The organism is Microbacterium oxydans (assembly GCF_026559675.1).
In the GTDB taxonomy this organism is placed as follows: domain Bacteria; phylum Actinomycetota; class Actinomycetes; order Actinomycetales; family Microbacteriaceae; genus Microbacterium; species Microbacterium oxydans_D.
In genome coordinates this window covers 1,100,059-1,126,901 of sequence record NZ_CP092891.1, presented here as the reverse complement: position 1 = coordinate 1,126,901, position 26,843 = coordinate 1,100,059, and the positions used below count along the sequence as shown (strand labels likewise).

Annotated in this window: 25 protein-coding genes; 17 read left to right on the top strand and 8 right to left on the bottom strand. The window is 70.4% G+C overall.

Annotated elements, in window-relative coordinates; all coding sequences use genetic code 11:
• The first annotated feature begins 44 nt into the window (after positions 1–44).
• The 7 genes from paaA to MME74_RS05330 all read left to right on the top strand — a co-directional run bounded on the left by paaA (position 45) and on the right by MME74_RS05330 (position 6,295).
• Complete coding sequence (paaA, locus tag MME74_RS05360) at positions 45–1,040, top strand: 1,2-phenylacetyl-CoA epoxidase subunit PaaA (RefSeq protein ID WP_267417690.1); 996 nt, start codon at positions 45–47, stop codon at positions 1,038–1,040.
• Positions 1,040–1,345 (top strand): 1,2-phenylacetyl-CoA epoxidase subunit PaaB, encoded by a 306-nt coding sequence (gene paaB, locus MME74_RS05355; RefSeq protein WP_029262355.1) that lies wholly within the window; start codon positions 1,040–1,042, stop codon positions 1,343–1,345. The genes paaA and paaB overlap by 1 nt, the downstream gene beginning before the upstream one ends.
• Positions 1,342–2,178 carry a 1,2-phenylacetyl-CoA epoxidase subunit PaaC gene (gene paaC, locus MME74_RS05350; protein ID WP_267417689.1) on the top strand — a complete coding sequence of 279 codons (837 nt, stop codon included), beginning with the start codon at positions 1,342–1,344 and terminating at the stop codon, positions 2,176–2,178. Before paaB ends, paaC begins: the two co-directional genes overlap by 4 nt.
• Positions 2,172–2,672, top strand: a complete 501-nt coding sequence (paaD, locus tag MME74_RS05345) for a 1,2-phenylacetyl-CoA epoxidase subunit PaaD (protein WP_267417688.1) — start codon at positions 2,172–2,174, stop codon at positions 2,670–2,672. Before paaC ends, paaD begins: the two co-directional genes overlap by 7 nt.
• 1 nt (position 2,673) lies before the next feature.
• Positions 2,674–3,837, top strand: coding sequence for a 1,2-phenylacetyl-CoA epoxidase subunit PaaE (gene paaE, locus MME74_RS05340; RefSeq protein WP_267417687.1), 1,164 nt, complete (start codon positions 2,674–2,676; stop codon positions 3,835–3,837).
• A 13-nt stretch (positions 3,838–3,850) separates the two neighbouring features.
• Entirely contained in the window at positions 3,851–4,621 is a 771-nt protein-coding gene (locus MME74_RS05335; protein ID WP_267417686.1) for an enoyl-CoA hydratase/isomerase family protein, read from the top strand.
• A 150-nt stretch (positions 4,622–4,771) separates the two neighbouring features.
• On the top strand, positions 4,772–6,295 hold the full coding sequence (locus MME74_RS05330) for an ATP-dependent DNA ligase (RefSeq protein WP_267417685.1): 1,524 nt from the start codon (positions 4,772–4,774) through the stop codon (positions 6,293–6,295).
• A 12-nt stretch (positions 6,296–6,307) separates the two neighbouring features.
• Here MME74_RS05330 and MME74_RS05325 read toward each other — a convergent pair whose 3' ends face one another.
• Complete coding sequence (locus tag MME74_RS05325) at positions 6,308–6,817, bottom strand: phosphoribosyltransferase (RefSeq protein ID WP_267417684.1); 510 nt, start codon at positions 6,815–6,817, stop codon at positions 6,308–6,310.
• A gap of 162 nt (positions 6,818–6,979) precedes the next feature.
• Here MME74_RS05325 and MME74_RS05320 point away from each other — a divergent pair, with 162 nt between their 5' ends.
• The 3 genes from MME74_RS05320 to MME74_RS05310 all read left to right on the top strand — a co-directional run bounded on the left by MME74_RS05320 (position 6,980) and on the right by MME74_RS05310 (position 11,137).
• Complete coding sequence (locus MME74_RS05320) at positions 6,980–8,629, top strand: thiamine pyrophosphate-binding protein (RefSeq protein WP_267417683.1); 1,650 nt, start codon at positions 6,980–6,982, stop codon at positions 8,627–8,629.
• Positions 8,630–9,388: 759 nt separating this feature from the next.
• On the top strand, positions 9,389–10,678 hold the full coding sequence (locus MME74_RS05315; protein ID WP_267417682.1) for an HNH endonuclease signature motif containing protein: 1,290 nt from the start codon (positions 9,389–9,391) through the stop codon (positions 10,676–10,678).
• Between the two features lie 21 nt (positions 10,679–10,699).
• On the top strand, positions 10,700–11,137 hold the full coding sequence (locus MME74_RS05310) for a VOC family protein (RefSeq protein ID WP_267417681.1): 438 nt from the start codon (positions 10,700–10,702) through the stop codon (positions 11,135–11,137).
• Positions 11,138–11,304: 167 nt separating this feature from the next.
• On the opposite strand, the gene MME74_RS05305 is transcribed toward MME74_RS05310, so the two are convergent.
• The 6 genes from MME74_RS05305 to MME74_RS05280 form a co-directional block, all read right to left on the bottom strand.
• Complete coding sequence (locus tag MME74_RS05305; RefSeq protein ID WP_267417680.1) at positions 11,305–11,682, bottom strand: VOC family protein; 378 nt, start codon at positions 11,680–11,682, stop codon at positions 11,305–11,307.
• Positions 11,683–12,062: 380 nt separating this feature from the next.
• Positions 12,063–12,692, bottom strand: a complete 630-nt coding sequence (locus MME74_RS05300) for a response regulator transcription factor (RefSeq protein WP_267417679.1) — start codon at positions 12,690–12,692, stop codon at positions 12,063–12,065.
• Entirely contained in the window at positions 12,689–13,909 is a 1,221-nt protein-coding gene (locus MME74_RS05295) for a sensor histidine kinase (RefSeq protein WP_267417678.1), read from the bottom strand. The genes MME74_RS05300 and MME74_RS05295 overlap by 4 nt, the downstream gene beginning before the upstream one ends.
• A gap of 28 nt (positions 13,910–13,937) precedes the next feature.
• Entirely contained in the window at positions 13,938–14,693 is a 756-nt protein-coding gene (locus tag MME74_RS05290) for an ABC transporter permease (RefSeq protein WP_267417677.1), read from the bottom strand.
• Position 14,694: 1 nt separating this feature from the next.
• Positions 14,695–15,669, bottom strand: a complete 975-nt coding sequence (locus MME74_RS05285; protein WP_267417676.1) for an ABC transporter ATP-binding protein — start codon at positions 15,667–15,669, stop codon at positions 14,695–14,697.
• Between the two features lie 83 nt (positions 15,670–15,752).
• Positions 15,753–17,624, bottom strand: coding sequence for an FAD-dependent monooxygenase (locus MME74_RS05280; RefSeq protein WP_267417675.1), 1,872 nt, complete (start codon positions 17,622–17,624; stop codon positions 15,753–15,755).
• A gap of 147 nt (positions 17,625–17,771) precedes the next feature.
• Between MME74_RS05280 and MME74_RS05275 the strand changes: the two genes are divergently transcribed.
• On the top strand, positions 17,772–18,482 hold the full coding sequence (locus tag MME74_RS05275; RefSeq protein ID WP_267417674.1) for an IclR family transcriptional regulator: 711 nt from the start codon (positions 17,772–17,774) through the stop codon (positions 18,480–18,482).
• Between the two features lie 133 nt (positions 18,483–18,615).
• Here MME74_RS05275 and MME74_RS05270 read toward each other — a convergent pair whose 3' ends face one another.
• On the bottom strand, positions 18,616–19,995 hold the full coding sequence (locus tag MME74_RS05270) for an MFS transporter (protein WP_267417673.1): 1,380 nt from the start codon (positions 19,993–19,995) through the stop codon (positions 18,616–18,618).
• 153 nt (positions 19,996–20,148) lie between these two features.
• Between MME74_RS05270 and MME74_RS05265 the strand changes: the two genes are divergently transcribed.
• The 6 genes from MME74_RS05265 (at position 20,149) to MME74_RS05240 (ending at position 26,734) form a co-directional block, all read left to right on the top strand.
• Positions 20,149–21,666, top strand: coding sequence for a fumarylacetoacetate hydrolase family protein (locus MME74_RS05265; protein WP_267417672.1), 1,518 nt, complete (start codon positions 20,149–20,151; stop codon positions 21,664–21,666).
• The gene (locus MME74_RS05260) at positions 21,663–22,361 is read left to right on the top strand and encodes a GntR family transcriptional regulator (protein WP_267417671.1); all 699 of its coding nucleotides are present in this window, start codon (positions 21,663–21,665) and stop codon (positions 22,359–22,361) included. The genes MME74_RS05265 and MME74_RS05260 overlap by 4 nt, the downstream gene beginning before the upstream one ends.
• The gene (gene hpaE, locus MME74_RS05255) at positions 22,358–23,854 is read left to right on the top strand and encodes a 5-carboxymethyl-2-hydroxymuconate semialdehyde dehydrogenase (RefSeq protein WP_267417670.1); all 1,497 of its coding nucleotides are present in this window, start codon (positions 22,358–22,360) and stop codon (positions 23,852–23,854) included. Before MME74_RS05260 ends, hpaE begins: the two co-directional genes overlap by 4 nt.
• A 102-nt stretch (positions 23,855–23,956) precedes the next feature.
• Positions 23,957–25,093, top strand: a complete 1,137-nt coding sequence (hpaD, locus tag MME74_RS05250; protein ID WP_267417669.1) for a 3,4-dihydroxyphenylacetate 2,3-dioxygenase — start codon at positions 23,957–23,959, stop codon at positions 25,091–25,093.
• 70 nt (positions 25,094–25,163) lie between these two features.
• Positions 25,164–25,949 carry a fumarylacetoacetate hydrolase family protein gene (locus MME74_RS05245; protein ID WP_267417668.1) on the top strand — a complete coding sequence of 262 codons (786 nt, stop codon included), beginning with the start codon at positions 25,164–25,166 and terminating at the stop codon, positions 25,947–25,949.
• Positions 25,934–26,734, top strand: coding sequence for an HpcH/HpaI aldolase family protein (locus MME74_RS05240; protein WP_267417666.1), 801 nt, complete (start codon positions 25,934–25,936; stop codon positions 26,732–26,734). Before MME74_RS05245 ends, MME74_RS05240 begins: the two co-directional genes overlap by 16 nt.
• Positions 26,735–26,843: the final 109 nt, after the last annotated feature.

The window sequence follows — 26,843 nt, the reverse complement described above, 5'->3', positions numbered from 1 at the left end:
TAACGATCGGTCAGTAAAGATGACCGGAGGCCGAGGAGTCGACGATGACCAGTCCCGCAGACCTGTCCCTCGTGGGCGAGATCTCCGATGAGGAGCGTCTCTTCGACGAGCTCATCGCGAACGAGCAGCGCATCGAGCCCCGCGACTGGATGCCGGACGCCTATCGCAAGACCCTCGTCCGCCAGATCTCCCAGCACGCGCACTCCGAGATCATCGGCATGCAGCCGGAGGGCAACTGGATCACGCGGGCCCCGAGCCTGAAGCGCAAGGCGATCCTGATGGCGAAGGTCCAGGACGAGGCGGGCCACGGCCTCTACCTCTACTCCGCAGCCCAGACGCTCGGCACCACCCGCGACGAGATGATGGATCAGCTCATCAGCGGCAAGGCCAAGTACTCGTCGATCTTCAACTACCCCACGCCGACCTGGGCCGACATGGGCGCGATCGGCTGGCTGGTCGACGGTGCCGCGATCTGCAACCAGGTGCCGCTGTGCCGTGCCTCGTACGGACCGTACGGCCGTGCGATGGTGCGCGTCTGCAAGGAGGAGTCCTTCCACCAGCGCCAGGGCTTCGAGATCCTCCTCACCCTCATGCGCGGCACCGAGGAGCAGCGCGAGATGGCGCAGGACGCCGTGAACCGCTGGTACTGGCCGAGCCTGGCGATGTTCGGTCCGCCCGACGACCAGTCCCCCAACTCCGCGCAGTCCATGAAATGGAAGATCAAGCGCTTCTCGAACGACGAACTGCGCCAGCGCTTCGTCAGCATGCTCGTCCCCCAGGCCGAGATCCTCGGCGTCACGCTCCCCGACCCAGACCTCCGTCTCGACGAGGAGACCGGGCAGTACGTGATCGGCGAGATCGACTGGGACGAGTTCTTCGAGGTGCTCCGGGGCAACGGTCCCTGCAACGCGGAGCGGCTCGAGCGTCGTCGCACGGCACACGAAGAGGGCGCGTGGGTGCGCGAGGCGGCGGCGGAGTACGCGCGCAAGCAGAGTCTCGGCACCCCTCCGGCGCACACGACGGCCGGGGCGGTGGCCTGATGGCGACGCCGGGCGCCGACGAGCGCGAACCCTGGCCCCTCTGGGAGGTCTTCGTCCGGGCGAACCGCGGCCTGAGCCACGTGCACGTCGGCTCACTGCATGCACCGGATGCCGAGATGGCCATCCGCAACGCCCGCGACCTCTACACCCGTCGCGGCGAGGGCGTCTCGATCTGGGTCGCTCCGGCCGAGGCCATCACGACCAGCGACCCCGACGCCAAGGGCGCGTACTTCGAGAGCCCGGCGGGCAAGAACTACCGCCACGCCGTGTACTACACGGCCTCCGAGGGAGTGCCGCACCTGTGAGCGCGGCGCACGAGGACATCGACGTCCACGGCGACGTCTCGGTCGACGAGCTCCGCCTCTCCCAGGAGCTCTCGGGCACCGGCGCGGTCGCCGTGTCGGCCGACGTCGCCGAGTACGCGCTGCGGCTGGGCGACGACGCGCTCATCCTCTCCCAGCAGCTGGGTGCCTGGATCGCCAACGCCCCCGAGCTGGAGGAAGACGTCGCCCTGGGCAACATCGCGCTCGACCTCCTGGGCCATGCACGCTCGTTCCTCCACTACGCCGGATCGTTCGACGGGCGCAGCGAAGACGAGCTCGCGTTCTTCCGCGACGAGCCCGAGTTCCGCTGCGTGTGGATCGTGCAGCAGCCCAACGGCGACTTCGCACAGACGATCGCCCGGCAGTTCGTCGTCGCGATCTACATGTTCGAGCTGTACTCCCTCTTGCGCGCGAGCACGGACGAGACGTTCGCCGCGATCGCGGAGAAGTCGCTCAAAGAGGTCGACTACCACCGCGATCACGCGGTGCAGTGGATGCTGCGCCTCGCCGGCGGCACGGAGGAGTCCCGCGCCCGGATCATCCGCGCGAACGGCGACGTCTGGCCGTACGTCGACGAGCTGTTCCGCGACGACGACCTGATCGAGCGGCTCGGCGACGCCGCCGTGCGTCCATCGACCCTCCGGGCCGGGTTCGAAGGCGTGGTCACGACCGTCTTCACCGAGGCGGGGCTGGCGATCCCGGAGGTCGCGGCATCGTCCGCCGGCGGGAGGCACGGGGCGCACGCGACGCCTCTCGGTCACATCCTCGCGGAGATGCAGGTGCTCGCGCGGCGGCATCCGGGGGCATCATGGTGACGCCCGCGACGACCCCGACGCAGGAGGCCTGGCGGATCGCCGCCGCCGTGCCCGACCCCGAGGTCCCCGTGCTCACGATCGAAGACCTCGGTGTGCTGCGCGCCGTCGAGGTCGAGGGCTCGCACGTCCATGTCGACATCACCCCGACGTACAGCGGCTGCCCCGCGACGGACACGATCCGCGACGACGTGATCCTCGCGCTCACGGCCGCCGGCTACGACGAGGTCGAGGTGCGGCTGGTGCTCTCCCCCGCCTGGACGACGGACTGGATGACGGACGCGGGCAAGACCAAGCTCGCGGAGTACGGGATCGCGCCGCCCTCCGGCCGGGCCGCCGTGTCGACCGGCCCGATCCGGCTGTCGCTGAGCGTGCGCTGCCCGCGGTGCGGCTCGCTCGACACCCGCGAGGTCTCCCGCTTCGGCTCGACTTCGTGCAAGGCACTGTTCGAGTGCCGCGCCTGCCTCGAGCCCTTCGATCACTTCAAGGTGCACTGACATGTCGCTCTTCACCTCCGCGCCGGCACCCTCTCCCCGCGCGACGACGCCCAGCCGCTCCGCGCCCCGCAAGCGCGCGCGCTTCCACACCCTCACCGTCGAGGACGTGCGTCCGCTCACCGACGACTCGGTCGAGGTGACGTTCACCGTGCCGGCCGCCCTCGCCGACGAGTACGACCACCTCCCCGGCCAGTACGTGGCCCTGCGCACCACGCTCGACGGGGTCGAGGTGCGGCGCTCGTACTCGCTGTGCCGGGCTCCGGAGCATCGCGACGACGGCCAGGACACGCGGTTGAGCGTCGCCGTGAAGCGCGACGAGGGCGGGCTGTTCTCGACGTGGGCGCAGACCGGTCTGCGCCCCGGATTCGAGATCGACGTGATGAGCCCGCAGGGCACCTTCACCTCCGCGCTTCCCGACCTCGACGACCGGCACGTGGTCGGGATCGCCGCCGGCTCCGGCATCACGCCGCTGATGGCGCTCGCGCACACGGTGCTGACCCGGTCGGACACCTCACGCTTCACGCTCCTGTACACGAACCGCGCGACACTCGACGTGATGTTCCTGGAAGACCTCGCCGACCTCAAGGACCGCTACCCGACGAGGCTCGTGCTGCATCATGTGCTGTCGCGCGAGCAGCGGGCGGCGCCCGTGCTGTCCGGGCGGATCGACGAGGAGAAGCTCCGCACGATCCTCGGGTCGCTCATCCCGCCGTCGACCGTCGACGAGTGGTTCCTGTGCGGACCGCTCGCCCTGGTCGATCTCTGCCGCGACGTGCTGGCCGACCTCGGCGTCGACCGCTCGCACATCCGCTTCGAGCTGTTCACGACCGGGGACGAACCGGTCCGCGCCGCCCGTCCGGTGCAGGTGCGCGCGGGCGAGAAGACCGTGCGCATCGAGGTCACGCTCGACGGCGTCTCCTCGACCGTGGAGAGCCCGGTCGACGCACACGAGTCCGTGCTCAACGCGGCGCTGCGCGTGCGCCCCGACGCCCCGTTCGCGTGCGCGGGCGGTGTCTGCGGCACCTGCCGGGCCCGCGTCATCGAGGGCAGCGTGACCATGACGGAGAACTACGCCCTGGAGCCGGACGAACTCGAACGCGGCTTCGTGCTCACCTGCCAGTCCCATCCGACCAGCGACCGCGTGGTCGTGGACTACGACGTCTGACCCGGAGGCTCCCATGATCGACCTCACCATCGCCGACGACGTCGCCACGGTCGTGCTGGATGCGCCGGCGAAGCGGAACGCCCTGGACGAGCAGGCTCTGGGGGAGCTTGCATCCGCGTACGACGCCGCAGAAGCCGCGGGCGTGCGCGCACTGGTGCTGCGAGGAGAGGGGCGCGCGTTCTGCGCGGGGCGGGACATCTCGGGTGTGGATCCGCGGGATGACGATGTGCTCGGCTACCTTGGCGACCTCGTGACGCCGCTGCTGCAGCGCATGGCGCGCTTCCCCGCACCGACGTTCGCCGTCGCGCACGGTGCCTGCCTCGGGGTCGGACTCGGACTGCTGATCGCCACGGATGTCGTCTACGTCGCGGAATCGGCGAAGATCGGCTCGCCCTTCGCCGCACTCGGCGCGACGCTCGACTCCGGCGGCCATGCGCTCTTCCTCGAACGGCTCGGCGCCCACAAGACGCTCGACCTGATCTACACGGGGCGGCTGATGAGCGGCGCCGAAGCCGTGGCATCCGGCCTCTTCTCCCGCGTCTTCCCCGATGACGACGTCGTGCAGGCGACGACGGATGCCGCAGCCGCGGCCGCGCGCGGTGCCACGGCGGCGTTCCTCGCGAGCAAGGAGCTCATCGCCCGGATCCGCGACGAGCGGCTGACGCTGTGGGACGCGGTCGGCATCGAGAACGCCGCCCAGGCCGCGCTCTGCGACACCGACGACTACCGCGAGGGCTTCGCGGCGTTCCAGGAGAAGCGCCGGCCGGAGTTCCACGGGCGCTGACGCCGATGCCGCGGCCGGAGCCGTCGATCGCACCGTGCCCGGCGCTTGCACCACGGCTTGCGCCCCGGCCGTGTAACGGGGGCGCGGCCTGATCCGGGGTGACACACGCCTGCCCTGTCCGGTGTCGGTGGCCGATGCGACAATACGGAGATGATGCTCTCCGAGGTCGTCGCCACGACAGCAGAGGTCTCCGCCACGTCATCTCGACTCGCGAAAGTCGATGCGCTGGCGCGGCTGCTGGCGCGGTCGGAGCCCGATGAGCTGGCTTCGCTCGTGGGGCTCCTGCTCGCCTCCCCTCGCCAGGGCCGACTGGGCGTCGGATGGCGCGGACTCACGACGATCGAGATCGCGCACGCCGACGATGCCGCTCTGACGGTGGGCGATGTCGACGCCTCGCTCGATGCCCTCGCCACGACGTCCGGTTCCGGTTCGGCGGCGGCCCGCACCGGCATCCTCGTCGACCTCGCCTCCCGCGCGACGGCGGCCGAATGGGACTTCCTCGTCCGGGCGATGCTCGGCGAGCTCCGCACCGGCGCCCTGTCGGGAGTGCTCCTCGACGCGATCGCCCGCGCCGCCGATCGGCCGCCCGCCGCCGTCCGGCGCGCGGCGATGCTGTCCGGGGATCTGGGTGAGACTGCCCGCGTCGCGCTCACCGGAGCCGAGGGCGACCTCGACGCGATCGGCCTGCAGGTGGGCCGTCCCGTCCTGCCGATGCTGGCGGCCACGGCGGCGACCCCCTCCGCCGCGCTGGAGGCCACCGGGCGGGCCTCGGTCGAGTACAAGCTCGACGGCGCCCGCATCCAGGTGCACCGTCACGGCGACGAGGTGGGCGTCTACACGCGGAGCCTGGCCGACATCACGCATCGGGTGCCCGAGATCGTCGAGATCGTGCGCTCGCTCCCGGTCGACGACCTCATCCTCGACGGCGAGACGCTGTCGCTGGATGAGGACGGCGTCCCACGCCCGTTCCAGGAGACCATGTCGCGGTTCGGCGCCGAGGTCTCGCGGGAGCTCGTGCTGCGCCCCTGGTTCTTCGACCTGCTGCACATCGACGGACGCGACCTGATCGACGAGCCGCTCTCCGTCCGGCTGGCCGAGCTCGATCGCGTGGCCGGGGAATGGCGGATGCCCGGCCTCGTCACGGACGACGCGGACGCCGCCGAGCAGCTGTCACGCGACGCTCTCGCAGCCGGCCACGAGGGCGTCGTGGTCAAGGCGATCGACGCCCCCTACGCCGCCGGCCGTCGGGGCAAGTCGTGGATCAAGGTCAAGCCCGTCCTCACCTTCGACCTGGTCGTCCTCGGCGCGGAATGGGGCTCCGGCCGACGACGCGGCTGGCTGTCGAACCTGCACCTGGGCGCGCGCGATCCCGCGGGAGAGTTCGGCGACCGCGAGGGCTTCGTGATGGTCGGCAAGACCTTCAAGGGCCTCACCGACGAGCTGCTGCGCTGGCAGACCGAGCAGTTCCCCACGTACGAGTCGCACCGCACGGCCTCCACGGTGTTCCTGCGCCCCGAGGTCGTCGTGGAGATCGCGATCGACGGCGTGCAGCGCTCCCCACGCTATCCGGGCGGCATCGCGCTGCGCTTCGCCCGGGTGAAGGGCTATCGATCCGACAAGTCACCCGCCGAGGCCGACACGATCCAGACGCTGCGTTCGCTTCTGCGGGGTTGACGCTCGCGCGGGTCAGGCCGACGGGGCGAGCCCCTCGTCCTCTTCGCGCACGGTGCCCTGGGACGACCACGGGAAGTTGATCCAGAGATCCGTGTCCTTCCAGGCGAAGTCAGGCTGGATGATCGTCGACGGCTTGGTGTAGATCGTGACGGAGCGCACGTCGGCGCCCTTGTCCTGCAGCAGCTGCACGGCCAGCGCGAGGGTGCGCCCCGAGTCGGCCACGTCGTCCACGAGCAGCACCCGGCGACCGTCGAGGTAGGCCATGTCGAGCTCGGGAGGCAGGACCTCCGGCGCGTCGAGCACGGTGCCGATGCCGGTGTAGAACTCCACGTTGATGGCGCCGCAGTTCTTGGCGCCGAGGCCGTACGCGATCGCGCCGGCCGGGAGCAGTCCGCCGCGGGCGATCGCCACGACCACCTCCGGCTCGAAGCCGCTGGCGACGATGCTCCGCGCCAGATCGCGCGTGGCCGCTCCGAAGCCGTCCCAGGTGAGTGTCTCGCGCTCGATCGCTGCATCCGTCATCCGTCCATTCTCGCGCACGCCGGCCGCGCCTCCCGCCAATAGACTGAGCGGGTCCGGCCCGGCCGGTGCCTGAAAAAGAGGCACGAAGCACTTCGCGATGACGCGGAGGCGAGACACATACGGATCCGCAGTTCCTCCGTCCCTGTCTCGAAAGGCCTTCGCATGCCCACCGTCTCCGCGCACGTCGCCCTCACCCTCGCCCAGCACATCGATGCCGTCTTCGGCGTGATGGGCAACGGCAACGCCTACTTCCTCGACGCGATCGAGACCCAGACGGACGCGGTGTTCACGGCCGTCCGCCACGAGCAGGGTGCCGTGGTCGCCGCGGACGCGCACTTCCGCGCATCCGGACGCATCGCCGCGGGCACCTCGACGTACGGCGCCGGTTTCACGAACACCCTGACCGCGCTGGCCGAGGCCGTGCAGGCGCGTGTGCCGCTGGTGCTGGTGGTGGGCGACGAGCCCACGTCGGGTCCGCGACCGTGGGACGTCGATCAGATCGCTCTCGCCTCGGCGGTGGGGGCTCGCACGTATACGGTCGGCCGCGCGGATGCCGCCGCGACCACGGTGATCGCGATCGAGCACGCCCTCACCTATCGCCTGCCGGTCGTGCTCGCCATCCCCTACGACGTCGCCGCGCTCGAGGCGGGAGACGTGCCGGAGGCTCCGTCGCCGCGACTCCCGGCGCCGCTCGCGCCGCGCGGGGAGTTCGCCGAGGGCATGCTCGACGAGATCGCCGCCGCGCTGGCCGGCGCCGAGCGCCCGTTCCTGCTGGCCGGGCGCGGCGCATGGCTCTCCGGCGCGAGCGCCGCACTGGGCGAGCTGGCAGCGGCGACCGGTGCCCTCACCGCCTCGTCGGCACTCGGGCGCGGTGTGTTCCCGGATGCACGGTACGACCTCGGCGTGACGGGCGGCTTCGGTGCCGACGGGGCGATGGAGCTCGTCCGGACGGCCGATGTCGCCGTCGTGTTCGGGGCCGCACTGAACCAGTTCACGATGCGGTTCGGCGAGCTGTTCGCGCCCGGCACGCGGGTCTTCCAGATCGACATCGCTCCCGCGGCGACGCACGCCCACGTCGGCGGCTTCGTGCGCGCCGACGCCCGTCTCGCAGCGGAAGCCCTGGTGACGAGGATCGGGGCCGCCGAGCCGGCGAACCCCTGGCGGGAGAGCGTCGACATCGCGTCGGCCCGCACGTACGACGCCGGCGACGACCTGGCGCCCGACGGACGCCTCGACCCGCGGTCCGCAGCCCGCCGCATCGCGGAACTCCTTCCCGAGGACCGCGTCGTGGTATCCGACGGCGGACACTTCATCGGATGGGCGAACATGTACTGGCCGGTCGCCGCTCCCGATCGCATGATGATGGTCGGCACCGCGTTCCAGTCGATCGGGCAGGGATGGCCCAGCGTCGTGGGAGCCGCCCTCGCCCGGCGCGAGTCGACCGTGGTGCTCACCTCGGGCGACGGTGGAGGGCTGATGGCGATCGCGGATCTCGAGTCCGCCGTCCGCGCGGCCGGCGGCCGGGGAATGGCCGTGGTCTGGAACGACGCGGCGTACGGCGCCGAGGTGAACCTGTACGGCCTCAAAGGCCTGGCCGAGGGACCGATGCGTATCCCCGAGGTGGACTTCGCCGCGTTCGGAGCCGCCGTGGGCGCCGAGGGCGTCGTCGTGCGCACGCTGGCCGACCTCGAACGCCTGGCCTCCTGGGCACGGGAGGACGCCGCGTCGCGACGGTTCCTGCTCTTGGACCTTCGCATCTCGGGCGACGTCATCGCGCCGTACCAGCAGGAGATCATCCGCGTGAACTCGTGAACTCGTGAACTCGTGAACTCGTGAGCTCGTGCGGTCGTGCGGTCGTGCGGTCGGGCGGTCGTGCTCTGCAGGCGTCCTCTGCAGGCGTCCTCTGCAGGCGTCCTCTGCCGGCGTCCTCTGCAGGCGTGCTCCGCGCGCGTGTTCCGCGGGCGTGTTCCGCGGGCGTGTGGAGAAGCCGTAGATTCGGGGCTTCTGTGGAGGGCCGCGGGGATACGGAAAAGTGTTCTGGAATACTGCCTTGATCAGGCGTTATCAGCGCTACGAATGTCGGTGGCCCCGAGTTGACTGGGGACATGAACACCGCGGTGGAGCTCCTCGAACAGGTCGTGGCCGACCTGGATGAGGTGCTGCGCTCGGAGGCGATCACGGAGTTGCCTGACGCCGAGAAGATGCACCTGTTGCGGGTGGCGGGCGAGGCGCAGCGACGGGTCGACGCCGTGATCGTGGAGACGATCGCCTCCACGGATCCACGGCCGGCGGGGTCGGGCGATACCGCGTTCTGCGGACAGTTCGGCTGCCGGACGGTGGGTGAACTCCTGCAGCGGGTGCTGCGGACCGACGCGGTGGGTGCGGGGCGGGTGGTGAAGGCCGCGAAAGCCGTACGCCCGGGAGATGGATCTGTCGTCCGGTGGCTGGCTGCCGGCCCGATGGCCCGCGCTCCGGACCGCCCTGCAAGACGGGGTGATCGGAGTGGCAGGGCTCCTCGCCGCGACCGGACCCGTGGAACAGGCCGGGCACCGGGTGGGGACAGAGGACCGTTTGCGAGCGTATACGGAACTCGCCGCTTTTGCGCGCGGGATCCCGGCGGCGGAGGTGGAGGTCGGTGCGGAGGGCAGCGCCGAGAGCAGTGCGGAGAGCGGTGATGCGGATGACACCGCGCCGTCGGCGACGCCGGAGGACCTTCGCGTCCTGGCCCAGGTGATCGTGCAGTATCTCGACCCGGACGGGGCCGAACCGGCGGAGGAGATCGCGATGCGCGCGCGGGGAGTCATCCTCGGACGAGCCAAGGACGGCGTGATCCCGATCCGGGGAGGACTGCTGCCCGAGGTCGCGGGACAGCTGCAACGGATCTTCGACGCCTACCTGAACCCCAGAGTCGACGGCCCACCCCTGCCCGGGGTGATGTTCCGCCCCTCCGAAGAGACGGACCCGGAGGAGACGGACGCCGAGGAGGCGGACCCGCAAGAAACAGACTCGCAAGAGACGGACGCCGAGGACGGGGTCGCCGACGGGGAACGCCGCCCGCAGGCGCAGCACGGGATGGACGAGGGTGTCCTGCCCTCCGGCGACGCGGGGCAGACGGTGGACACCCGCACGCACGCGCAGAAGCAGCACGACGCCCTCGCCGCCGCCCTCGGGATCGCCGCCCGCCACGACGACATGCCACGCCTGGGCGGCGCGGCACCGACGCTGGTCGTGTCCGTCACGGCGGAGGACTACGCGACCGGGAGCGGGTGGGCACACGTCGACGGGATCGACACCCCCGTCTCCATGCGGGTGGCCGCGCACACGGCGTGCGCGGGAGGAGTGCAGCGGGTGCTGTTCGACCCGAGCGCGCGGATCATCGGGATCACCACCACCGACCGCATCTTCACCACCCACCAGAGACGGGCGATCACCCTCCGCGACAGAGAATGCCTCATCCCGGGATGCCATGTCCCCGCGACCTGGTGCGAGATCCACCACGTCCATGAGCACTCCCATGGTGGCCCCACCCACACCGACAACGGCGTCGCGCTCTGCTGGCACCACCACCGCACCCTCGACACGTCGGGGTGGGAGATCCGCATGCGACACGGCACCCCACAGGTCCGTGGCCCTGCCTGGTGGGATCCCCTCCGGCAATGGCGCACACCCCGCTCTCCCTCCACCTCCACCTCCACCTCCACCTCCACCGGCGCCACCGCCAGGACGAGGACGAGGACGAGCATCAGCACCAGGATGCGGACCAGCACCAGGACGATGACCAGCACAGGTACGAGGACGACGACCATCACCGCCACCGGGTCCGCCCGCTCGCGCAGTCTCTCGATGATCCGGCGCACATGAGGCGCATGGCAGACTCGGACGATGCCGGGTCTCCATCACGTCGAACTGTGGATCGCCGACCTCGACGCGGTGCGCGCGGAGTGGCGCTGGATCCTCGACCGGCTCGGGTTCGCGTTCGACAGCGAATGGGCCGATGGGGAGACCTGGTCTGTCGGTGGCACCTACCTCACCCTCACGGCTTCACCGAACCTGAGCGATGCTGTGCACGACCGTCGTCGCGCGGGCCTCAACCACCTCGCGTTCCACGGCGGCGAGCGCACAGCCGTCGACGCCCTCATGGCCGAGGCCCCCGCGCACGGCTGGCGCCCCCTGTACGCGGAGCGTTACCCGCACGCCGGAGGGAAGCAGCACTACGCCGGCTGGCTCGAGAACGCCTCGGGCTTCAAGATCGAGGTCGTCGCCGACACAGCCGACTCACACACCGCAGCTGGCACTGACGGGCCCGGACACCGACACTGACACCGACACCGCTTTCAGCGCCGAGTCCTGACCTGACCCGCACTCACGGAGTCACCGCGTCACTGAGCCGCCCGAGCAGCCCGAGCCACCCGAGTCGCCCGAGCCGCCCGAGCCGCCCGAGTCGCCCGAGCAGCCCGAGCAGCCCGAGCAGCCCGAGCAGCCCGAGCTTAGGATGCGCCGTAGTCAGGGAGCTGCTGCAGCGTCCACGAGTTGCCGTCGGGGTCGTCGAACGAGACGAATCTGCCCCAGTCCAGGTCTTGGACGCCGCGAGCTTCCACGCCGAGACCCTTCAGATGCGCCAGGGCCTCGTCTGCGTCCGGCACCACGACCTGGATCGTGTTCTGCCGCCCCGGCTCGAGGTCGATGCCCAACCCGGTGCCGAAAGCGATCGAACAAGCCGACCCCGGAGGCGTCATCTGCACGAAGCGCAGCCCGTCGACCGGCGTCTGGTCCCAGTCGGCGTTGAAGCCGATCTTCTCGTAGAAGTCCTTCGAGCGGTCCACATCGGTGACCGGCACGAAGATGAGTTCGATCTTCCAATCCATCACGCACTCCTCTTGTCGGGCGCCGTCGCCCGTCGGCGTCCACGGTACGCGCGGCCACCGACCTTCTACCAGGGCCGAACCGAACCGGGCCGAGCCACGGGCCGAGCCGAACCGGGCCGAACGACGGGCCGAACCGAACCGAGACGAGCCGAGCCAAGCCGAGCCAAGCCGAGCCAAGCCGAGCCGAGCCGAGCCGAAACGAGCCGAACCGAACCGAACCAAACCGAACCAAACCGGACCGAACCGAACCGAACCGAACCGAGCATCGCATCGCATCGCATCGAGCACCCGCCGCGCCGCGCCGCAGATCGGTGGGCCACCCGTAACGCGACCGTCGCTCCGCCCCTTCCCAGATCAACCGGCCACGCATGCCAGGAGCGTCAGATCCACCCCTTGTCGAGCGCGATCCGCACGGCTTGCGCCCGATTCGCCGCACCGGTCTTCCCGATCGCGGCTGAGAGGTGGTTGCGCACCGTCCCCGCCGAGAGGAACACCTCGGCGGCGATCGCCGCGGCCGAACGCCCGTCCGCCGCGAGACGCAGCACCTGCCGCTCCCGATCGCTCAACGGATTCGCCCCGTCGAAGAGACTGTCCGCGGCGAGCACGGGATCGAGCACCCGCAGCCCCGAGTGCACACGTCGCACGGCCTCGGCCAGCTGCTCGGCAGGGGTGTCCTTCACGATGAACCCGCTGGCGCCGGAGTCCAGCGCGGAGCGCAGATAGCCGGGCCGCGCGAAGGTCGTCACGACGAGCACCCGCGTCTCCGCACTCGCCTCCCGGATGCGGCGCGTCGCCTCCACCCCGTCCATGCCCGGCATCTGGATGTCCATGAGGCACACGTCCGGTCGCAGCTCCGCGGCGAGCCGCACCGCCTCGGCGCCGTCCGAGGCCATCCCGACCACCGTCAGGTCGGGCTCCAGGTCGAGCAGCGCGCCGAGGGCACCGCGCACCAGAGCCTGATCGTCCGCGATCAGCAGTCGGATCCGGGGGCTGTCGTCCGACGCCGTCACCACGTCACCTCCACCCGCGTGCCGGCATCCGACGCCTCGCCCGCCGCGCCGACCGTGAATCCGGCGCCCGCCGTCGCCGCCCGCTCGCGCATACCGCGGATGCCGTTGCCCTCCACCCCGCCGATGCCCACGCCGTCGTCCTCGATCAGCAGTCGCCCCGGCGCGAGCAGCACCTTCACCGTGCGCGCCCGCGAATGCCGGAGGGTGTTGGTCGTCGCCTCACGGAGAATCCAGCTCGCGGTGATCGCCTGCACGGGTGACAGCGCACTCGACTCGCCCGTGACCGTCATCTCGATGTCCGCCGCCCGCAGCGAGTCCCGGGACGAGGCGAGCTGCTCGACGAGGGTGGTCGCGCGCGCTCCCGCCACGGTCGACCGCACGCCGGCGATCGCCTCGGCCGTCAGCTGCTCGATGTCGGCGAGCTCGGCCTTCGCCCGCTCGGGGTCAGAGTCGATGAGCCTCCGTACCAGCTGCGCCTTCAGCCCGACCACCGTGAGCGAATGCCCGATCAGGTCGTGCACGTCGCGCGCCACCGCCTCGCGCCCCTCGCTCGTCGCCAGCTCCAGCCCGAGCTGCTCCGCCTCGGCGGAACGCAGGATGAGCCACGTCGACACGGTGTTGACCACGCCCAGCATCACCACGATCGCGAGGACGGAGAAGTAGCTGGTCCCACCCGGCAGCAGGAACACGCACAGTGCCGTGATCACGACGGCCGCGACCGTCGTGATCCAGTGCCACAGTCGCGTCAGACCGTAGGACGCGAACGCCATGATGAACGGCAGGAAGCTCAGCGCCGAGCCGCTCGCCGCCGGGATGGAGATCACCATGCACACGATCAGTGCGCCGAACGTGATCCACTGCCGCACGGACGGTGGCCGCCCGAGTCCGCCTCCGCCGCGCATGCCGTGGATGAAGCCCGTGACGTACAGCACGGCGAAGGCGACCAGCGCAGCCCAGCCGACGACCACCCAGACGAGCGGCGCTTCGGAGTGCAGCAGCGCGATCACCGGATAGACCAGGAAGACCAGCCAGATCACGGCCATCAGCCATCCGAACCGCGCCCACGGGTCCTTGCCGACGGCGCGGGAACGCCGCGCACCCGGAGCCGACCAGGCCGCGGGAGGCGCACCGGCGGCGGCGAACCGCGCGGCATCGCGGGAGGCGTCGCGCGAGGCCCCGGCTTCTGCCGGCGCCTCGCGCTTCGAGTGCTGCGTCATCCGTCCAACCTACTGTCGCCGCCGGGCGCTACTGCCGCGCCCGGGAGCGCTTCATGCCCATCATGACCAGCAGGACGAACAGGGCGAGCCACACGACGACGTTGAGGAAGAGCATCCAGAGCGGATCGGTCTGCCCCGTCGTCAGCACCCCGTCCGTCAGCGGCCAACGACTCAGAGCCACGAAGCCGTAAAGGGGCGTGAAGCGGGCGATGTCGAGCATGACCCCGTCGAGCGGCATGAAGACGTTGCCGAAGAACGCGAAGAACGTCATCGAGATCGAGGCGAGAGCAGCAGCGGAGTCCGAGCTGAAGAACAGCCCCACCCCGAGCCCGAACAGCCCGTACATCAGGCCGATCCCGAGGATGATGCCCGCCGTGGCGACCCAGCGCCAGGCGTCTTCGGCCTGCGCGCCGGTCATCATGCCCGCGGCGAACACCGCCACCAGGGCCAGCGCCGCGAACGCGACGGCCGTGAGCAGCTTGGTCAGCGCGTAACCGGCCGTGGTGAGCGGGGTCATCGCGAGCTGGCGGCCCCAGCCCTGCTTCGCCTCCGTCGCGGCGAGCGAGGTCAGCGAGCTCATCGCGACCGCCGTGCCGTACGCGGCCATCGAGGTCATGACGTAGAAGGAGACGTTGCCGTGACCGGCGGAGAGCGAGCCGTAGCCCATTCCGGCACCGAACAGCAGGTACATCGCGACCGGCATCGCCAGGGTGAACGCGAGCGTGTACGGGTTGCGCAGCTGGCGGACGCCTTCGATGCGCAGCATGGTGGGTGAGACGAGCATGTCAGTTCTCCGTCAGAGCCGTGAAGGCGGTTTCGAGGGTGGGGGCGGCGATCTCGAGGTCGTGCGCGCCGTGGTCGAGCAGGATGCGGGCCGCGGCGTCGGAGTCGGTGGCGCGCAGGCTCACACGATCGCCGTCCAGTCGCACCGCCGTCACCCCGTCGGCCGCGCGCAGGGTCTCGACGAGTGCCGTGGCCGTCCCGTCGACCGTCGCCGATACCGTGCGCTCGCCCAGGCTGGCCCGCAGCAGCGCGGTCGGGGCATCCGCGACGACCGCTCCCCGATGCATCACCACGGTCCGGCGGGCGAACTGCTCCGCCTCCTCCAGGTAGTGCGTGGCGAAGATGATCGTGCGGCCGGCATCTGCATCGGCGCGCATCACGTCCCAGAAGTGACGCCGGGCCGTGACGTCCATCCCGGCGGTCGGCTCGTCGAGCACCAGGATGTCCGGGTCGGAGACCATCGCGAGAGCGAACTTCACCCGTTGCTGCTCCCCTCCGGAGCACTTCGACACCCGGCGACGGGCGAGCGGGCTCAGGTCGGCGCGCGCCATGACCTCGTCCACCCTGCCCAGCGCCTCCGCGCCATAGAGCGAGGCGATCAGCCGCACGGTCTCGCCCACCGTCAGGTCGCCGAGCAACCCCCCGGTCTGCAGCACCGCACCGATCGCGCCGCTCGACGTGGCGCGGTCGGGAGTGACCCCGAGCACCCGCACGGTGCCGCTGCTCGGCTCGGTGAGTCCGAGGAGCATGTCGAGCGTGGTCGTCTTGCCGGCACCGTTGGGGCCCAGCAGCGCGACGACCTCGCCGCGCCGGATCGACAGGTCGACCCCGCCGACGGCCTGCACGCGGCGGTCGCCCGAGCCGAAGTGACGCGTGACGCCGTTCAGCTCGAGCACCACCGGCCCGTCGATCAGGACTTCGGATGCCGGTCGCGCGGTGACCCGCGTCGCCGACCCGTCCACGGAGGAGTTGTTCATGCCTCCAGCCTCGCCGCGCGGGCGCGAACAAACCGGAGGGCGGTGTCATCTCCTCGGCATGACACGTGTCATGCCGACACGGTTCAGCGCGCGGGGAGCAGCGCCCCGTCGAAGAACTCGGCGAGCCCGGTCGTGTCGTCGAGGGGCAGGACGGCCGCCACGTACTGGTCGGGTCGCACGACGACCACCACGCCGTCACGGGACAGCTCGCGCGCCGCGAAGATGTCGGTCTCGGTCCACTTGCTGGGTCCGGCCGCGTAGACCTTCTCCCAGTCGGTGAGCCCGAGCGGACCGGTCTTCGGCTGGAAGAGCGCGGGGGCGGAGGTCACCTCCACCTCCTCGAACGGCTGCTGGTACACGGCCTTCACGTCGAACACCGCGTCGGCGTCGGCATCCGCCGGGGTGAAGCGGGCGAACAGCGGCTCGGCGCTCTCGGCCCACGCAGCGAGCGCCGCACCCGTCCGGTCGCCGAACGCATAGACGCGCCAGCGGCCGTCCGCCTTGGCGTGGTGTCCGAGGTGCACGACGTTGCCGTCCCCGACGCGCACGACCTCGGCCGATTTGAACCGCTTGCCCAGCGGGTAGCCCGCGGCGAGCGCCTGATGGGCGTCGGTTCCGGTGATCATCGACGAGGTGTACTGCGTCATGAAGCCGGACGGGAACTCCGCCGTGGCGAGGTAGTAGGTCGCCAGCTCGTTGGGGTCGGAGATCTCCTCCGGCTTGCGCGCCATCAGGCTCGACCACTCGCGGTCGAAGTCGATGAGCTGCTGGGCCACGGGCCGTCGCTCGGCACCATAGGTGGCCAGGAGCGACTCGGGAGCGCGGCCGGTGAGCACCGAGCCGAGCTTCCATCCGAGGTTGAAGCCGTCCTGCATCGACACATTCATGCCCTGCCCGGCCTTGGCGCTGTGCGTGTGGCAGGCGTCGCCGGTGAGGAACACCCGAGGCGTGCGCCCGGAGCCGTCGACGACGTCGTCGAAGCCGTCGGTCACGCGGTGGCCGACCTCGTACACGCTGTGCCAGGCGACCTCGCGCACGTCGAGCGTGTACGGGTGGAGGATCTCGTTGGCGCGCCGGATGATCTCCCCGATGGGCGTCTGACGCACGCGGTGGTCATCGTCGTCGGCGACCTCGCCCAGGTCGATGTACATACGGGAGAGGTACCCGCCCTCGCGGGGGATGTGCAGGATGTTCCCCGCCTCGGAGTTGATCGCGCACTTGGTGCGCCAGTCCGGGAAGTCGGTGTTCACGAGCACGTCCATGACGCCCCAGGCGTGCGCGGCGGAGGCGCCGACGTGCGTGCGGCCGATCGCCTGGCGCACCCCGCTGCGGGCACCGTCGCATCCGGCGACGAACTTGGCGCGGATCGTGCGCTCCTCCCCGGCACGCTCCCCGGCGACGTAGCGGATGCCCACCTCGACGGGGTACTCCCCCTCGTCATGGACCGTGAGTCCGGTGAACTCCACCCCGTAGTCGGGGACGATGCGCCCGGGGCCGTTCGCGGCCGCCTCCGCGAAGTAGTCGAGCACACGCGCCTGGTTCACGATCAGGTGCGGGAACTCGCAGATGTCGTAGGCGTAGTCCGCGGTCCGCGAGGTGCGGATGATCTCCTCGCGCTTCTCGGGGTTCGGGCCCCAGAAGTTCATCCAGCCGATGTTGTACGCCTCGGCGATGATCCGCTCGGCGAACCCGAACGCCTGGAACGTCTCGACGCTGCGCGGCTGGATGCCGTCCGCCTGGCCGAGCGGAAGGCGCCCGTCGCGCTTCTCGATGATGCGCGTGGAGATGCCGGGGTACTGCGCCATCTGCGCGGCGAGCAGCATCCCCGCGGGCCCGGAGCCGACGATCAGCACGTCGATCTCGTCGGGGAGATCGGCCGGGCGGGCCGCTCCGATGCCGGCGGCGTCCTGCACGCGCGGGTCAGCGGAGACGTAGCCGTGGTGGTGGAACTGCATCGTCGTCGATTCCTTCCGGACTTCTTCGTCGGGGTCCTGCGCATCGGGTCTTGCGCGGGCGAACTCCGTGTTCTATATTGGAACGCAGAGTTCTACTATTGAACACAGCCTAAACCGCGTCCTCCGCGATCGCAAGGGAGCGCCCGCATGCCCGAGAGCCAGACCACCTCCCCGGCCTCGCAGACCCTCAGCCGGGGCATCCGCATCCTGGAGGTGCTCGCCGACGCGCACGGCCCGCTGACGATCGACGAGATCGCGACCCGTCTCGGCGTGCACCGCTCGATCGCGTATCGCCTGCTGCGCACGCTCGAAGACCACGGGCTCGTCACCCGCGACGCCTCGGGCGCGGTGAGTCTCGGCGCCCGGATGGCGGCCCTCGCGGCCGGGGTCGCGCACGACCTGCAGGCCGAGGCCCTCCCCGAGCTCACCGCGATCGCCAACGAGCTCGGCATGACCTGCTTCCTCGCCGTGCTCGACGGCGCCGAGTGCATCACCCTGGCGAGCGTCGAGCCCCGCCACGCGGTCGCGAGCGTCGCGCAGCGGCCCGGCGCACGGCATCCCGTGACCGTGGGGGCTCCGGGGAAGGCGATCCTGTCCCAGCTGCCGAGCACCGACTGGCCCGACGACGCACCCGCCTCCCTGGCCGCCGATGTGGAGACGGCCCGAACCCGCGGCTTCGCGACGAGCCACGACGAGGTCATCCCCACGGTGCAGTCGGTGTCGGTGCCCCTCGCACTCCGGGGGCAGCGCCCGGCCGCGATCGCCGTGGTGCATGTGGCCACCGACCTCGACGACGCCGAGATCGCCGTACGGCTGCAGCGCTCCGCCTCCGTCATCCGCGAGGCCCTCGACGGCTGATCCGCGCCGCACGGGCGAACGGGCGCAGGCACGAACGCGCACGGACCCGACACACACAGACACGAACGCACGCCCACCGGAGAGCGGGCGTGCGTTCGTGTCCGGCGGTCGCGAGAGACGACCGCCCTGCGGATCAGACCTTCGCGAGTCCGCGGATGGGGCTGACCGACTGCTCGTCCTCGTGGTCCGGTCCGAGCGGGATGCCGGAGCGGTCGCGGAGCAGGAGCGTGGCGATGAGCCCGAGGACCGTCATGCCCGCGAGGTACCAGGTCACGCCGTTCGTCGACCCGGTCGCCTGCACGATGGCGGTCGCGATCAGGGGTGCGAACGCGCCACCGGCGATCGCGCCGATCGCGTACGAGATCGAGACGCCGGAGAAGCGGATGCTCGCGGGGAACAGCTCGGTGTAGAGCGCGGCCTGCGGACCGTAGGTGAAGCCGAGACCGATCGTGAGGATCGCGAGCCCGGCGAACAGCAGTCCGATCTCGCCCGTGTTGACGAGCGGGAACAGCGTGAACACGCCGACGAGCTGCAGCACCCAGCCGATGATGTAGGTCGAGCGCCGCCCGATCCGATCGGAGACCCAGCCGGCCAGCAGCGTCGTGAGCAGCCAGCTGACCGCCGACCCGGCGACGGCCCACAGCACCGGACCGCGCTCGAGGCCGATCGGCCCCTCCGGGTTCGTGGCGTAGCCCTGGATGTAGCCGCCGGTCGTCATGTACCCGACCGCGTTGTTGCCGGCGAAGACGAGCGCCGCGATGATCACCAGCAGCGCGTGCTTGCGGAACAGCTGCACGATCGGCATGCGCGCCTTCTCCTTGCGCGCGGCGAGCTCGGTGAAGACGGGGCTCTCCTCGACCTTGCGCCGCACGTAGTAGCCGACGAGGATCAGCACCACGCTGAGCAGGAACGGCACGCGCCAGCCCCAGGCCGCGAACTGCTCCCCCGGGGCGATCGCGGTCATCAGCGCCATGACACCCGAGGCGAGCAGCAGGCCGAGGGGCACGCCGATCTGCGGGGAGGCGCCGAAGATGCCGCGCTTCTTGCGCGGTGCGTGCTCGACGGCCATGAGCACCGCGCCGCCCCACTCACCGCCGGCCGAGATGCCCTGGACGATGCGCAGGAGCACCAGCAGGATGGGCGCCATGACGCCGATCGTCTCGTACGTGGGCAGGAGTCCGATGAGGGCGGTGGCGGCGCCCATGAGGATCAGCGTCCACATCAGGACCGTCTTGCGTCCGAGCTTGTCGCCGAAGTGGCCGGCGAGGAACGCGCCGAGGGGACGGAAGAGGAAGCTGACGCCGACAGTCGCGAACGCGATCAGGGCGCTGTTCGCCCCCAGCGGCTCGAAGAACAGCTGTCCGAACACGAGCCCGACGGCCGTGGCGTAGATGAAGAAGTCGTACCACTCGACGGTGGTGCCGACGACGGTGGCGAACACGACGCGGCGCCGATCGGCCGCCGTCGCGATGGTTCCGGTGGGTGTGAACCCATCCTGTGACTGCCCGCTCATGGGGTGTCTCCTTTGGTTGTGACCGCATTGTCACGGCGTGCAGCGGAGCGGATCCGAAGTGCTTGCCGAGGGGTGAACCGATGATATATGATTTCGAATACGACGCACAAGGCGTCCCGCACGACAACGCAGACGAGCGCGAGGAGGCGCCCCGTGACGGATCCCATCAGCCGCCCCGGCAAGATCATCGCGATCCACCTGAGCTATGCGTCTCGCGCCGATCAGCGCGGCAGACGCCCCGCATCCCCCTCGTACTTCTTCAAGCCGGCCAGCTCGGTCGGCGTGACCGGCGGCACCGTCGAGCGCCCCGCCGGCACCGAACTGCTCGCCTTCGAGGGCGAGATCGCGCTCGTGATCGGCACGGCCGCGCGCCGGGTCTCCCTCGACGAAGCCTGGTCGCACGTCGGCGCGGTCACCGCCTCGAACGACCTCGGGCTGTACGACCTGCGCGCCAACGACAAGGGCTCGAACGTCCGCTCCAAGGGCGGTGACGGCTACACGCCGCTCGGTCCCGACCTGATCGACGCCCGCACCGTCGACCCCGCTGCCCTCCGCGTACGCGCCTGGGTGAACGGAGAGCTCCGCCAGGACGATACGACGGCGGGCCTCATCTTCCCCCTCGCGCAGCTCGTGGCCGACCTCTCGCAGCACTTCACTCTCGAGCCCGGCGACGTGATCCTCACCGGCACACCCGCAGGATCCTCCGTCATCGTCCCCGGCGATGTCGTCGAGGTCGAGGTGGATGCGCCTGATGCTCCCGGCGCCCCGACCTCCGGGCGCCTCGTCACGACCGTGACGCAGGGCGAGACCCCGTTCGACGGCGAGCTCGGATCCCTCCCCGCGGTCGACGACCTGCAGCGCACCGAGGCCTGGGGCTCCCGCGAGGAGGCGGGCCTGCCCGCGGGCGAGGAGCGCAGCGACGAGACGAAACGCCCCACGCTCTCCCCTGAACTGCGCGCCCAGCTCCTCGAGGCTCCGACGGCTGGGCTCTCCGCCCAGCTCCGCAAGCGCGGACACCACTCCTGCTTCATCGACGGCGTGTCCGTGAACATCTCCGACCGCAAGATCGTCGGCACCGCGAAGACCCTGCGCTTCGTCCCGTTCCGCGAAGACCTCTTCGCCGCGCACGGCGGCGGCTACAACGCCCAGAAGCGCGCGTTCGACGCCGTCGAAGAGGGCGAGATCATCGTGATCGAGGCCCGCGGAGATGCCACCACCGGCACGCTCGGCGACATCCTCGCCCTGCGCGCGAAGGTGCGCGGAGCGGCCGGTGTCGTGACCGACGGCGGCGTCCGCGACTTCGACGCCGTCGCCGAGATCGGCCTGCCGGTGTTCTCGCAGGGCGCGCACCCCTCGGTACTCGGCCGCAAGCACGTGCCGTGGGACGTCGACGTCACGATCTCCTGCGGCGGCGCGACCGTGCAGCCCGGCGATATCATCGTCGGCGACAGCGACGGCGTCATCGTCATCCCGCCGGCGCTGGCCGCGGAGGTCGCGGCCGCTGCGGTCGCGCAGGAGATCGAGGACGCCTGGATCGCCGAGCAGGTCGCCGCCGGCCACCCGGTCGACGGGCTGTTCCCCCTGAACGCCGAGTGGCGAGCCCGCTACGAGGAGGCCACCTCGGACCGGAGCGCGGCAGACCGGAGCGCAGGCGACCGGAGTGCACGATGACCACGACGGCCGCCAGCAAGTCCGAGGTCGCCTACGAGTGGCTCCGCTCGCGCATCACCGGGCACATGTTCAGCCCCGGGTACCGTCTGGTGCTCGGCTCGATCGCCGAAGACCTGAAGATGAGCGTCGTCCCGGTGCGCGAGGCGATCCGCCGCCTCGAGGCCGAAGGGCTGGTGACGTTCGAGCGCAACGTCGGAGCGCGGGTGACCCTCGTCGACGAGAGCGAGTACGCGCACACCATGCAGACGCTCGGCATCGTCGAGGGCTCCGCGACCGCGCTCTCCGCTCCCCTGCTGGACGATGCCGCGCTCGACGAGGCCGCCCGCATCAACGAGCGGATGGCGCAGATGCTCGACCACCTCGACGCCCGCGCCTTCACCGAGCTCAACCGCCAGTTCCACTCGGTGCTGTTCGAGCCGTGCCCCAACCCGCACCTGCTCGACCTCGTGCACCGCGGCTGGTCCCGCCTCTCGGGCATCCGCGACACCACCTTCGCCTCGATCCCCGGACGCGCCCAGCACTCGGTGGAGGAGCACGCCGAGATCCTCGACCTCATCCGCGCGGGCGCCGACCCGCTCGAGATCGAACTCGCCGCCCGCAACCACCGCTGGCGCACGATGGACGCGTTCCTCGACGCGCTGCACACCCGTTCCGCACAGACGACTTCCGCACAGACGACCGGAGAAATGTCATGACCGATTCGCGCATCCCCGCCGACCTCCCCGACCACATCCAGCACTACATCGACGGCGCGTTCGTCGACTCCGTCGACGGCGACACGTTCGACGTGCTCGACCCGGTCACCAACCAGACGTACACGACGGCCGCCGCCGGCAAGAAGGCCGACATCGAGCGCGCCGTCGCCGCCGCGAAGCGCGCGTTCGACGAGGGCCCGTGGCCGCGGATGCTCCCCCGCGAGCGTTCGCGCGTCCTGCACAAGATCGCCGACATCGTCGAGTCCCGCGATGCACGTCTGGCCGAGCTCGAGTCCTACGACTCCGGCCTCCCCATCACCCAGGCGCTGGGCCAGGCCCGCCGCGCCGCCGAGAACTTCCGCTTCTTCGCCGACCTGATCGTGGCGCAGTCCGACGACGCCTTCAAGGTGCCCGGCCGCCAGATGAACTACGTCAACCGCAAGCCGATCGGCGTCGCCGGCCTCATCACCCCGTGGAACACCCCCTTCATGCTCGAGTCGTGGAAGCTCGGTCCTGCGCTCGCGACCGGCAACACGGTCGTGCTCAAGCCAGCCGAGTTCACGCCGCTCTCCGCCTCGCTGTGGGCGGGCATCTTCGAGGAGGCGGGGCTGCCGAAGGGCGTCTTCAACCTCGTCAACGGCCTCGGAGAGGACGCGGGCGACGCGCTCGTGAAGCACCCCGACGTGCCGCTCATCTCCTTCACGGGCGAGAGCCGCACCGGACAGATCATCTTCGGCAACGCCGCACCGTTCCTCAAGGGCCTGTCGATGGAACTCGGCGGCAAGTCCCCCGCCGTCGTCTTCGCGGATGCCGACCTGGAGGCCGCGGTCGACGCGACGATCTTCGGCGTCTTCTCCCTCAACGGCGAGCGCTGCACCGCCGGTTCGCGCATCCTCGTCGAGCGCTCGATCTACGAGGAGTTCGTCGAGCGCTACGGTGCGCAGGCGAAGCGGGTCAAGGTCGGCTACCCGCACGACCCGGCGACCGAGGTCGGCGCGCTCGTGCACCCCGAGCACTACGACAAGGTCATGAGCTACGTGGAGATCGGCAAGGGCGAGGGCCGCCTCGTCGCCGGCGGCGGTCGCCCCGAGGGCTTCGAGGAGGGCAACTTCGTCGCGCCGACCGTGTTCGCCGACGTCTCCCCCGACGCGCGCATCTTCCAGGAGGAGATCTTCGGCCCGGTCGTGGCGATCACACCGTTCGACTCCGACGAGGAGGCGCTGTCGCTCGCGAACAACACCAAGTACGGACTCGCGGCCTACATCTGGACCAACGACCTCACCCGCGCGCACAACTTCGCGCAGTCGGTCGAGGCGGGCATGGTGTGGCTGAACAGCAACAACGTGCGCGACCTGCGCACCCCGTTCGGCGGCGTGAAGGCCTCGGGCCTCGGTCATGAGGGCGGCTACCGCTCGATCGACTTCTACACCGACCAGCAGAGCGTGCACATCACGCTCGGCGGCGCCCACAACCCGACCTTCGGCAAGAACTGACCCACTGTCCCATTTCGTCTCGTCGCTTCGCCCCTCGCTCAACGATCGATGGCCGAGCGAGCGACGCGAGACGAAACGGCCCACGAAAGCAAGGACGCTGACATGACACACCGCGAAGACATGACCCTGACCTCCTCGGGCTTCTACGTATCCCAGGAGGCGCCGATCAGCTCGGACAACCCCGTCGCGACGCCGCAGAGCTCGCCGCCGGACATCCTCCGCTGCGCGTATATGGAGCTCGTGGTCACCGACCTCGCCGCCTCGCGCCAGTTCTACGTCGACATCCTCGGGCTGTACGTGACCGCGGAGGACGACGAGGCGATCTACCTGCGCTCCACCGAGGAGTTCATCCACCACAACCTCGTGCTGCGCAAGGGCCCGATCGCGGCCGTGGCCGCGTTCTCGTACCGGGTCCGGACGCCCGAGGACCTCGATCGTGCCGTCGAGTTCTACACCGAGCTCGGCTGCGACGTGCGCCGGAACCCCGACGGCTTCGTGAAGGGCATCGGCGACTCGGTCCGCGTCGTCGACCCGCTCGGCTTCCCGTACGAGTTCTTCCACGCCACCGAGCACGTCGAGCGGATGTCGTGGCGCTACGACCTGCACATCCCCGGTGAGCTGGTGCGGCTCGACCACTTCAACCAGGTCACCCCGGATGTGCCGCGCGCCGTGGGGTTCATGCAGGATCTCGGCTTCCGCGTCACGGAGGACATCCAGGACGAGGAGGGCACGGTCTACGCCGCGTGGATGCGCCGCAAGCCCACCGTGCACGACACGGCCATGACCGGCGGCGACGGACCCCGCATGCACCACGTGTGCTTCGCGACGCACGAGAAGCACAACATCCTCGCGATCTGCGACAAGCTCGGGGCCCTGCGCCGCTCGGACTCGATCGAGCGCGGCCCCGGCCGTCACGGCGTCTCGAACGCGTTCTACCTCTACCTGCGCGACCCCGATGGCCACCGCGTCGAGGTGTACACGCAGGACTACTACACGGGCGACCCCGACAACCCGGTCGTCACGTGGGACGTGCACGACAATCAGCGCCGCGACTGGTGGGGCAACCCGGTCGTGCCCTCCTGGTACACGGATGCGTCGCTGGTGCTCGACCTCGACGGCAACCCGCAGCCGGTCGTCGCCCGCACCGACTCCAGCGAGATGGCGGTGACCATCGGCGCCGACGGCTTCTCGTACACGCGTGCGGAAGAGGGCGAGAAGAAGCTGGGGCATCAGCTCTAAGTCGTACGAGGCGCCGGAGGCCGTCCGATCGCGACATGATCCGGCCGGCAGTCAGACAGAGGAGGAACGGATGCTGTCACACGACACCATCACGCAGATCGCGGCGGAGCTCGCCGAGGCCGATCGGACGCACGGGGTGATCCCGCGCATCACGGCGCGGTACCCGGAGGCGACGGTCGAGGACTCGTACGCCATCCAGGGCGTGTGGCGTGACGCGCAGATCGCCGCAGGGCGCAGGCTCGTCGGTCGCAAGATCGGGCTGACGTCGAAAGCGATGCAGCAGGCCACCGGCATCACGGAGCCCGACTACGGCGTGATGTTCGACGACACCGTCTACGAGTCCGGCGCCGAGATCCCGACCGACCACTTCTCGAACGTGCGCATCGAGGTCGAGCTGGCGTTCGTGCTGAAGCACCCGCTCGAGGGGCCGGACTGCACGCTCGATGACGCCCTCGCCGCGATCGACTACGCGGTCCCGGCCCTGGAGGTGCTGAACTCGCACATCGAGCTCGAGGGGCGCACGATCGTCGACACGATCAGCGACAACGCCGCCTACGGGGCGATGGTGCTCGGCACCGTGCGCAAGCGCCCGGATGAGATCGATCTGCGCTGGGTGCCCGGCGTGCTCTCCCGCAACGGCGAGATCGAGGAGACGGGCGTCGCTGCGGGTGTGCTCGGCCACCCCGCCACCGGCGTCGCGTGGCTGGCGAACAAGTTCCACCAGCACGGCGCGCGTCTCGAGGCCGGGGAGATCATCCTGGCAGGATCGTTCACACGCCCGATGTGGGTGTCGCGCGGCGACGAGGTGCTGTGCGATTACGGACCGATGGGAACAATCGCATGCCGCTTCGTCTAGCCCCCTCCTTCCGCGAGCAGCTCGCGGACGCCGATCGCCCCTTCGTGGGGATGTGGGTCTGCTCGGGCAGCCCGCTCCTCGCCGAGGTCGCCGCGGGCTCGGGGCTCGACTGGCTGCTGATCGACATGGAGCACTCGGCGAACACGCTCGAGTCCGTGCTCCTGCAGCTCCAGGCGGTCGCCGCCTACCCGATCGCCCCGCTCGTGCGGGTGCCCGCCAACGACGCCGTCGCGATCAAGCAGGTGCTCGACCTGGGCGCGCAGAACCTGATCGTCCCGATGGTGTCCTCCGCCGACGAGGCCCGCGCAGCCGTCGCCGCCACCCGCTACCCGCCGGAGGGCGTGCGCGGAGTCGGCAGCGCTCTGGCCCGCAGCGCCCGCTGGAACCGCGTCGACGGCTACCTGCAGGAATCCGCGCAGCACACCTCGCTCACGGTGCAGATCGAGACCGCGGCGGGCGTCGAGGTCGCGTCCGAGATCGCCGCGGTCGACGGCGTCGATGCGGTGTTCGTCGGACCGTCCGACCTGTCCGCCTCGATGGGGCTCCTCGGGCAGCAGACGCACCCCGAGGTCACGGCCGCGGTCGAGACCGTGTTCGCGGCGGTCAGGGCTGCGGGCAAGGCGGTGGGTGTGAACGCGTTCGACCCCACGGCCGCCGATGCCTATCTCGCCGCCGGAGCCGACTTCGTGGCCGTCGGCGCGGATGTGGCTCTGCTGGCCCGCGCCTCCGAGGCCCTGGCCGGACGCTTCATCGCCGCCGACGGGACCGCGCGCGCCAGCTACTGACCCGTCGTGGCGAGGTCGTGGCGAGGTCGTAGCGCTGTCGTGGTGGCCGTCGCACCGTCCCGTCGGGGCCGCACCCGGTCCCGACGGCGAACTAGCGGATTCATAGCAT

Excerpts from the sequence above, each read along its gene's own strand:
- MME74_RS05290 (WP_267417677.1), bottom strand. The coding sequence starts at position 14,693 with ATGCTCGTCTCACCCACCATGCTGCGCATCGAAGGCGTCCGCCAGCTG.
- MME74_RS05280 (WP_267417675.1), bottom strand. The coding sequence starts at position 17,624 with ATGCAGTTCCACCACCACGGCTACGTCTCCGCTGACCCGCGCGTGCAG.
- MME74_RS05260 (WP_267417671.1), top strand. The coding sequence starts at position 21,663 with ATGACCACGACGGCCGCCAGCAAGTCCGAGGTCGCCTACGAGTGGCTC.
- MME74_RS05320 (WP_267417683.1), top strand. The coding sequence starts at position 6,980 with ATGCCCACCGTCTCCGCGCACGTCGCCCTCACCCTCGCCCAGCACATC.
- MME74_RS05310 (WP_267417681.1), top strand. The coding sequence starts at position 10,700 with ATGCCGGGTCTCCATCACGTCGAACTGTGGATCGCCGACCTCGACGCG.
- MME74_RS05305 (WP_267417680.1), bottom strand. The coding sequence starts at position 11,682 with ATGGATTGGAAGATCGAACTCATCTTCGTGCCGGTCACCGATGTGGAC.
- MME74_RS05240 (WP_267417666.1), top strand. The coding sequence starts at position 25,934 with ATGCCGCTTCGTCTAGCCCCCTCCTTCCGCGAGCAGCTCGCGGACGCC.
- hpaE (WP_267417670.1), top strand. The coding sequence starts at position 22,358 with ATGACCGATTCGCGCATCCCCGCCGACCTCCCCGACCACATCCAGCAC.
- paaE (WP_267417687.1), top strand. The coding sequence starts at position 2,674 with ATGTCGCTCTTCACCTCCGCGCCGGCACCCTCTCCCCGCGCGACGACG.
- MME74_RS05335 (WP_267417686.1), top strand. The coding sequence starts at position 3,851 with ATGATCGACCTCACCATCGCCGACGACGTCGCCACGGTCGTGCTGGAT.
- MME74_RS05295 (WP_267417678.1), bottom strand. The coding sequence starts at position 13,909 with ATGACGCAGCACTCGAAGCGCGAGGCGCCGGCAGAAGCCGGGGCCTCG.
- MME74_RS05275 (WP_267417674.1), top strand. The coding sequence starts at position 17,772 with ATGCCCGAGAGCCAGACCACCTCCCCGGCCTCGCAGACCCTCAGCCGG.
- paaD (WP_267417688.1), top strand. The coding sequence starts at position 2,172 with ATGGTGACGCCCGCGACGACCCCGACGCAGGAGGCCTGGCGGATCGCC.
- hpaD (WP_267417669.1), top strand. The coding sequence starts at position 23,957 with ATGACACACCGCGAAGACATGACCCTGACCTCCTCGGGCTTCTACGTA.
- paaA (WP_267417690.1), top strand. The coding sequence starts at position 45 with ATGACCAGTCCCGCAGACCTGTCCCTCGTGGGCGAGATCTCCGATGAG.
- MME74_RS05245 (WP_267417668.1), top strand. The coding sequence starts at position 25,164 with ATGCTGTCACACGACACCATCACGCAGATCGCGGCGGAGCTCGCCGAG.
- MME74_RS05285 (WP_267417676.1), bottom strand. The coding sequence starts at position 15,669 with ATGAACAACTCCTCCGTGGACGGGTCGGCGACGCGGGTCACCGCGCGA.
- paaB (WP_029262355.1), top strand. The coding sequence starts at position 1,040 with ATGGCGACGCCGGGCGCCGACGAGCGCGAACCCTGGCCCCTCTGGGAG.
- MME74_RS05270 (WP_267417673.1), bottom strand. The coding sequence starts at position 19,995 with ATGAGCGGGCAGTCACAGGATGGGTTCACACCCACCGGAACCATCGCG.
- MME74_RS05325 (WP_267417684.1), bottom strand. The coding sequence starts at position 6,817 with ATGACGGATGCAGCGATCGAGCGCGAGACACTCACCTGGGACGGCTTC.
- MME74_RS05330 (WP_267417685.1), top strand. The coding sequence starts at position 4,772 with ATGATGCTCTCCGAGGTCGTCGCCACGACAGCAGAGGTCTCCGCCACG.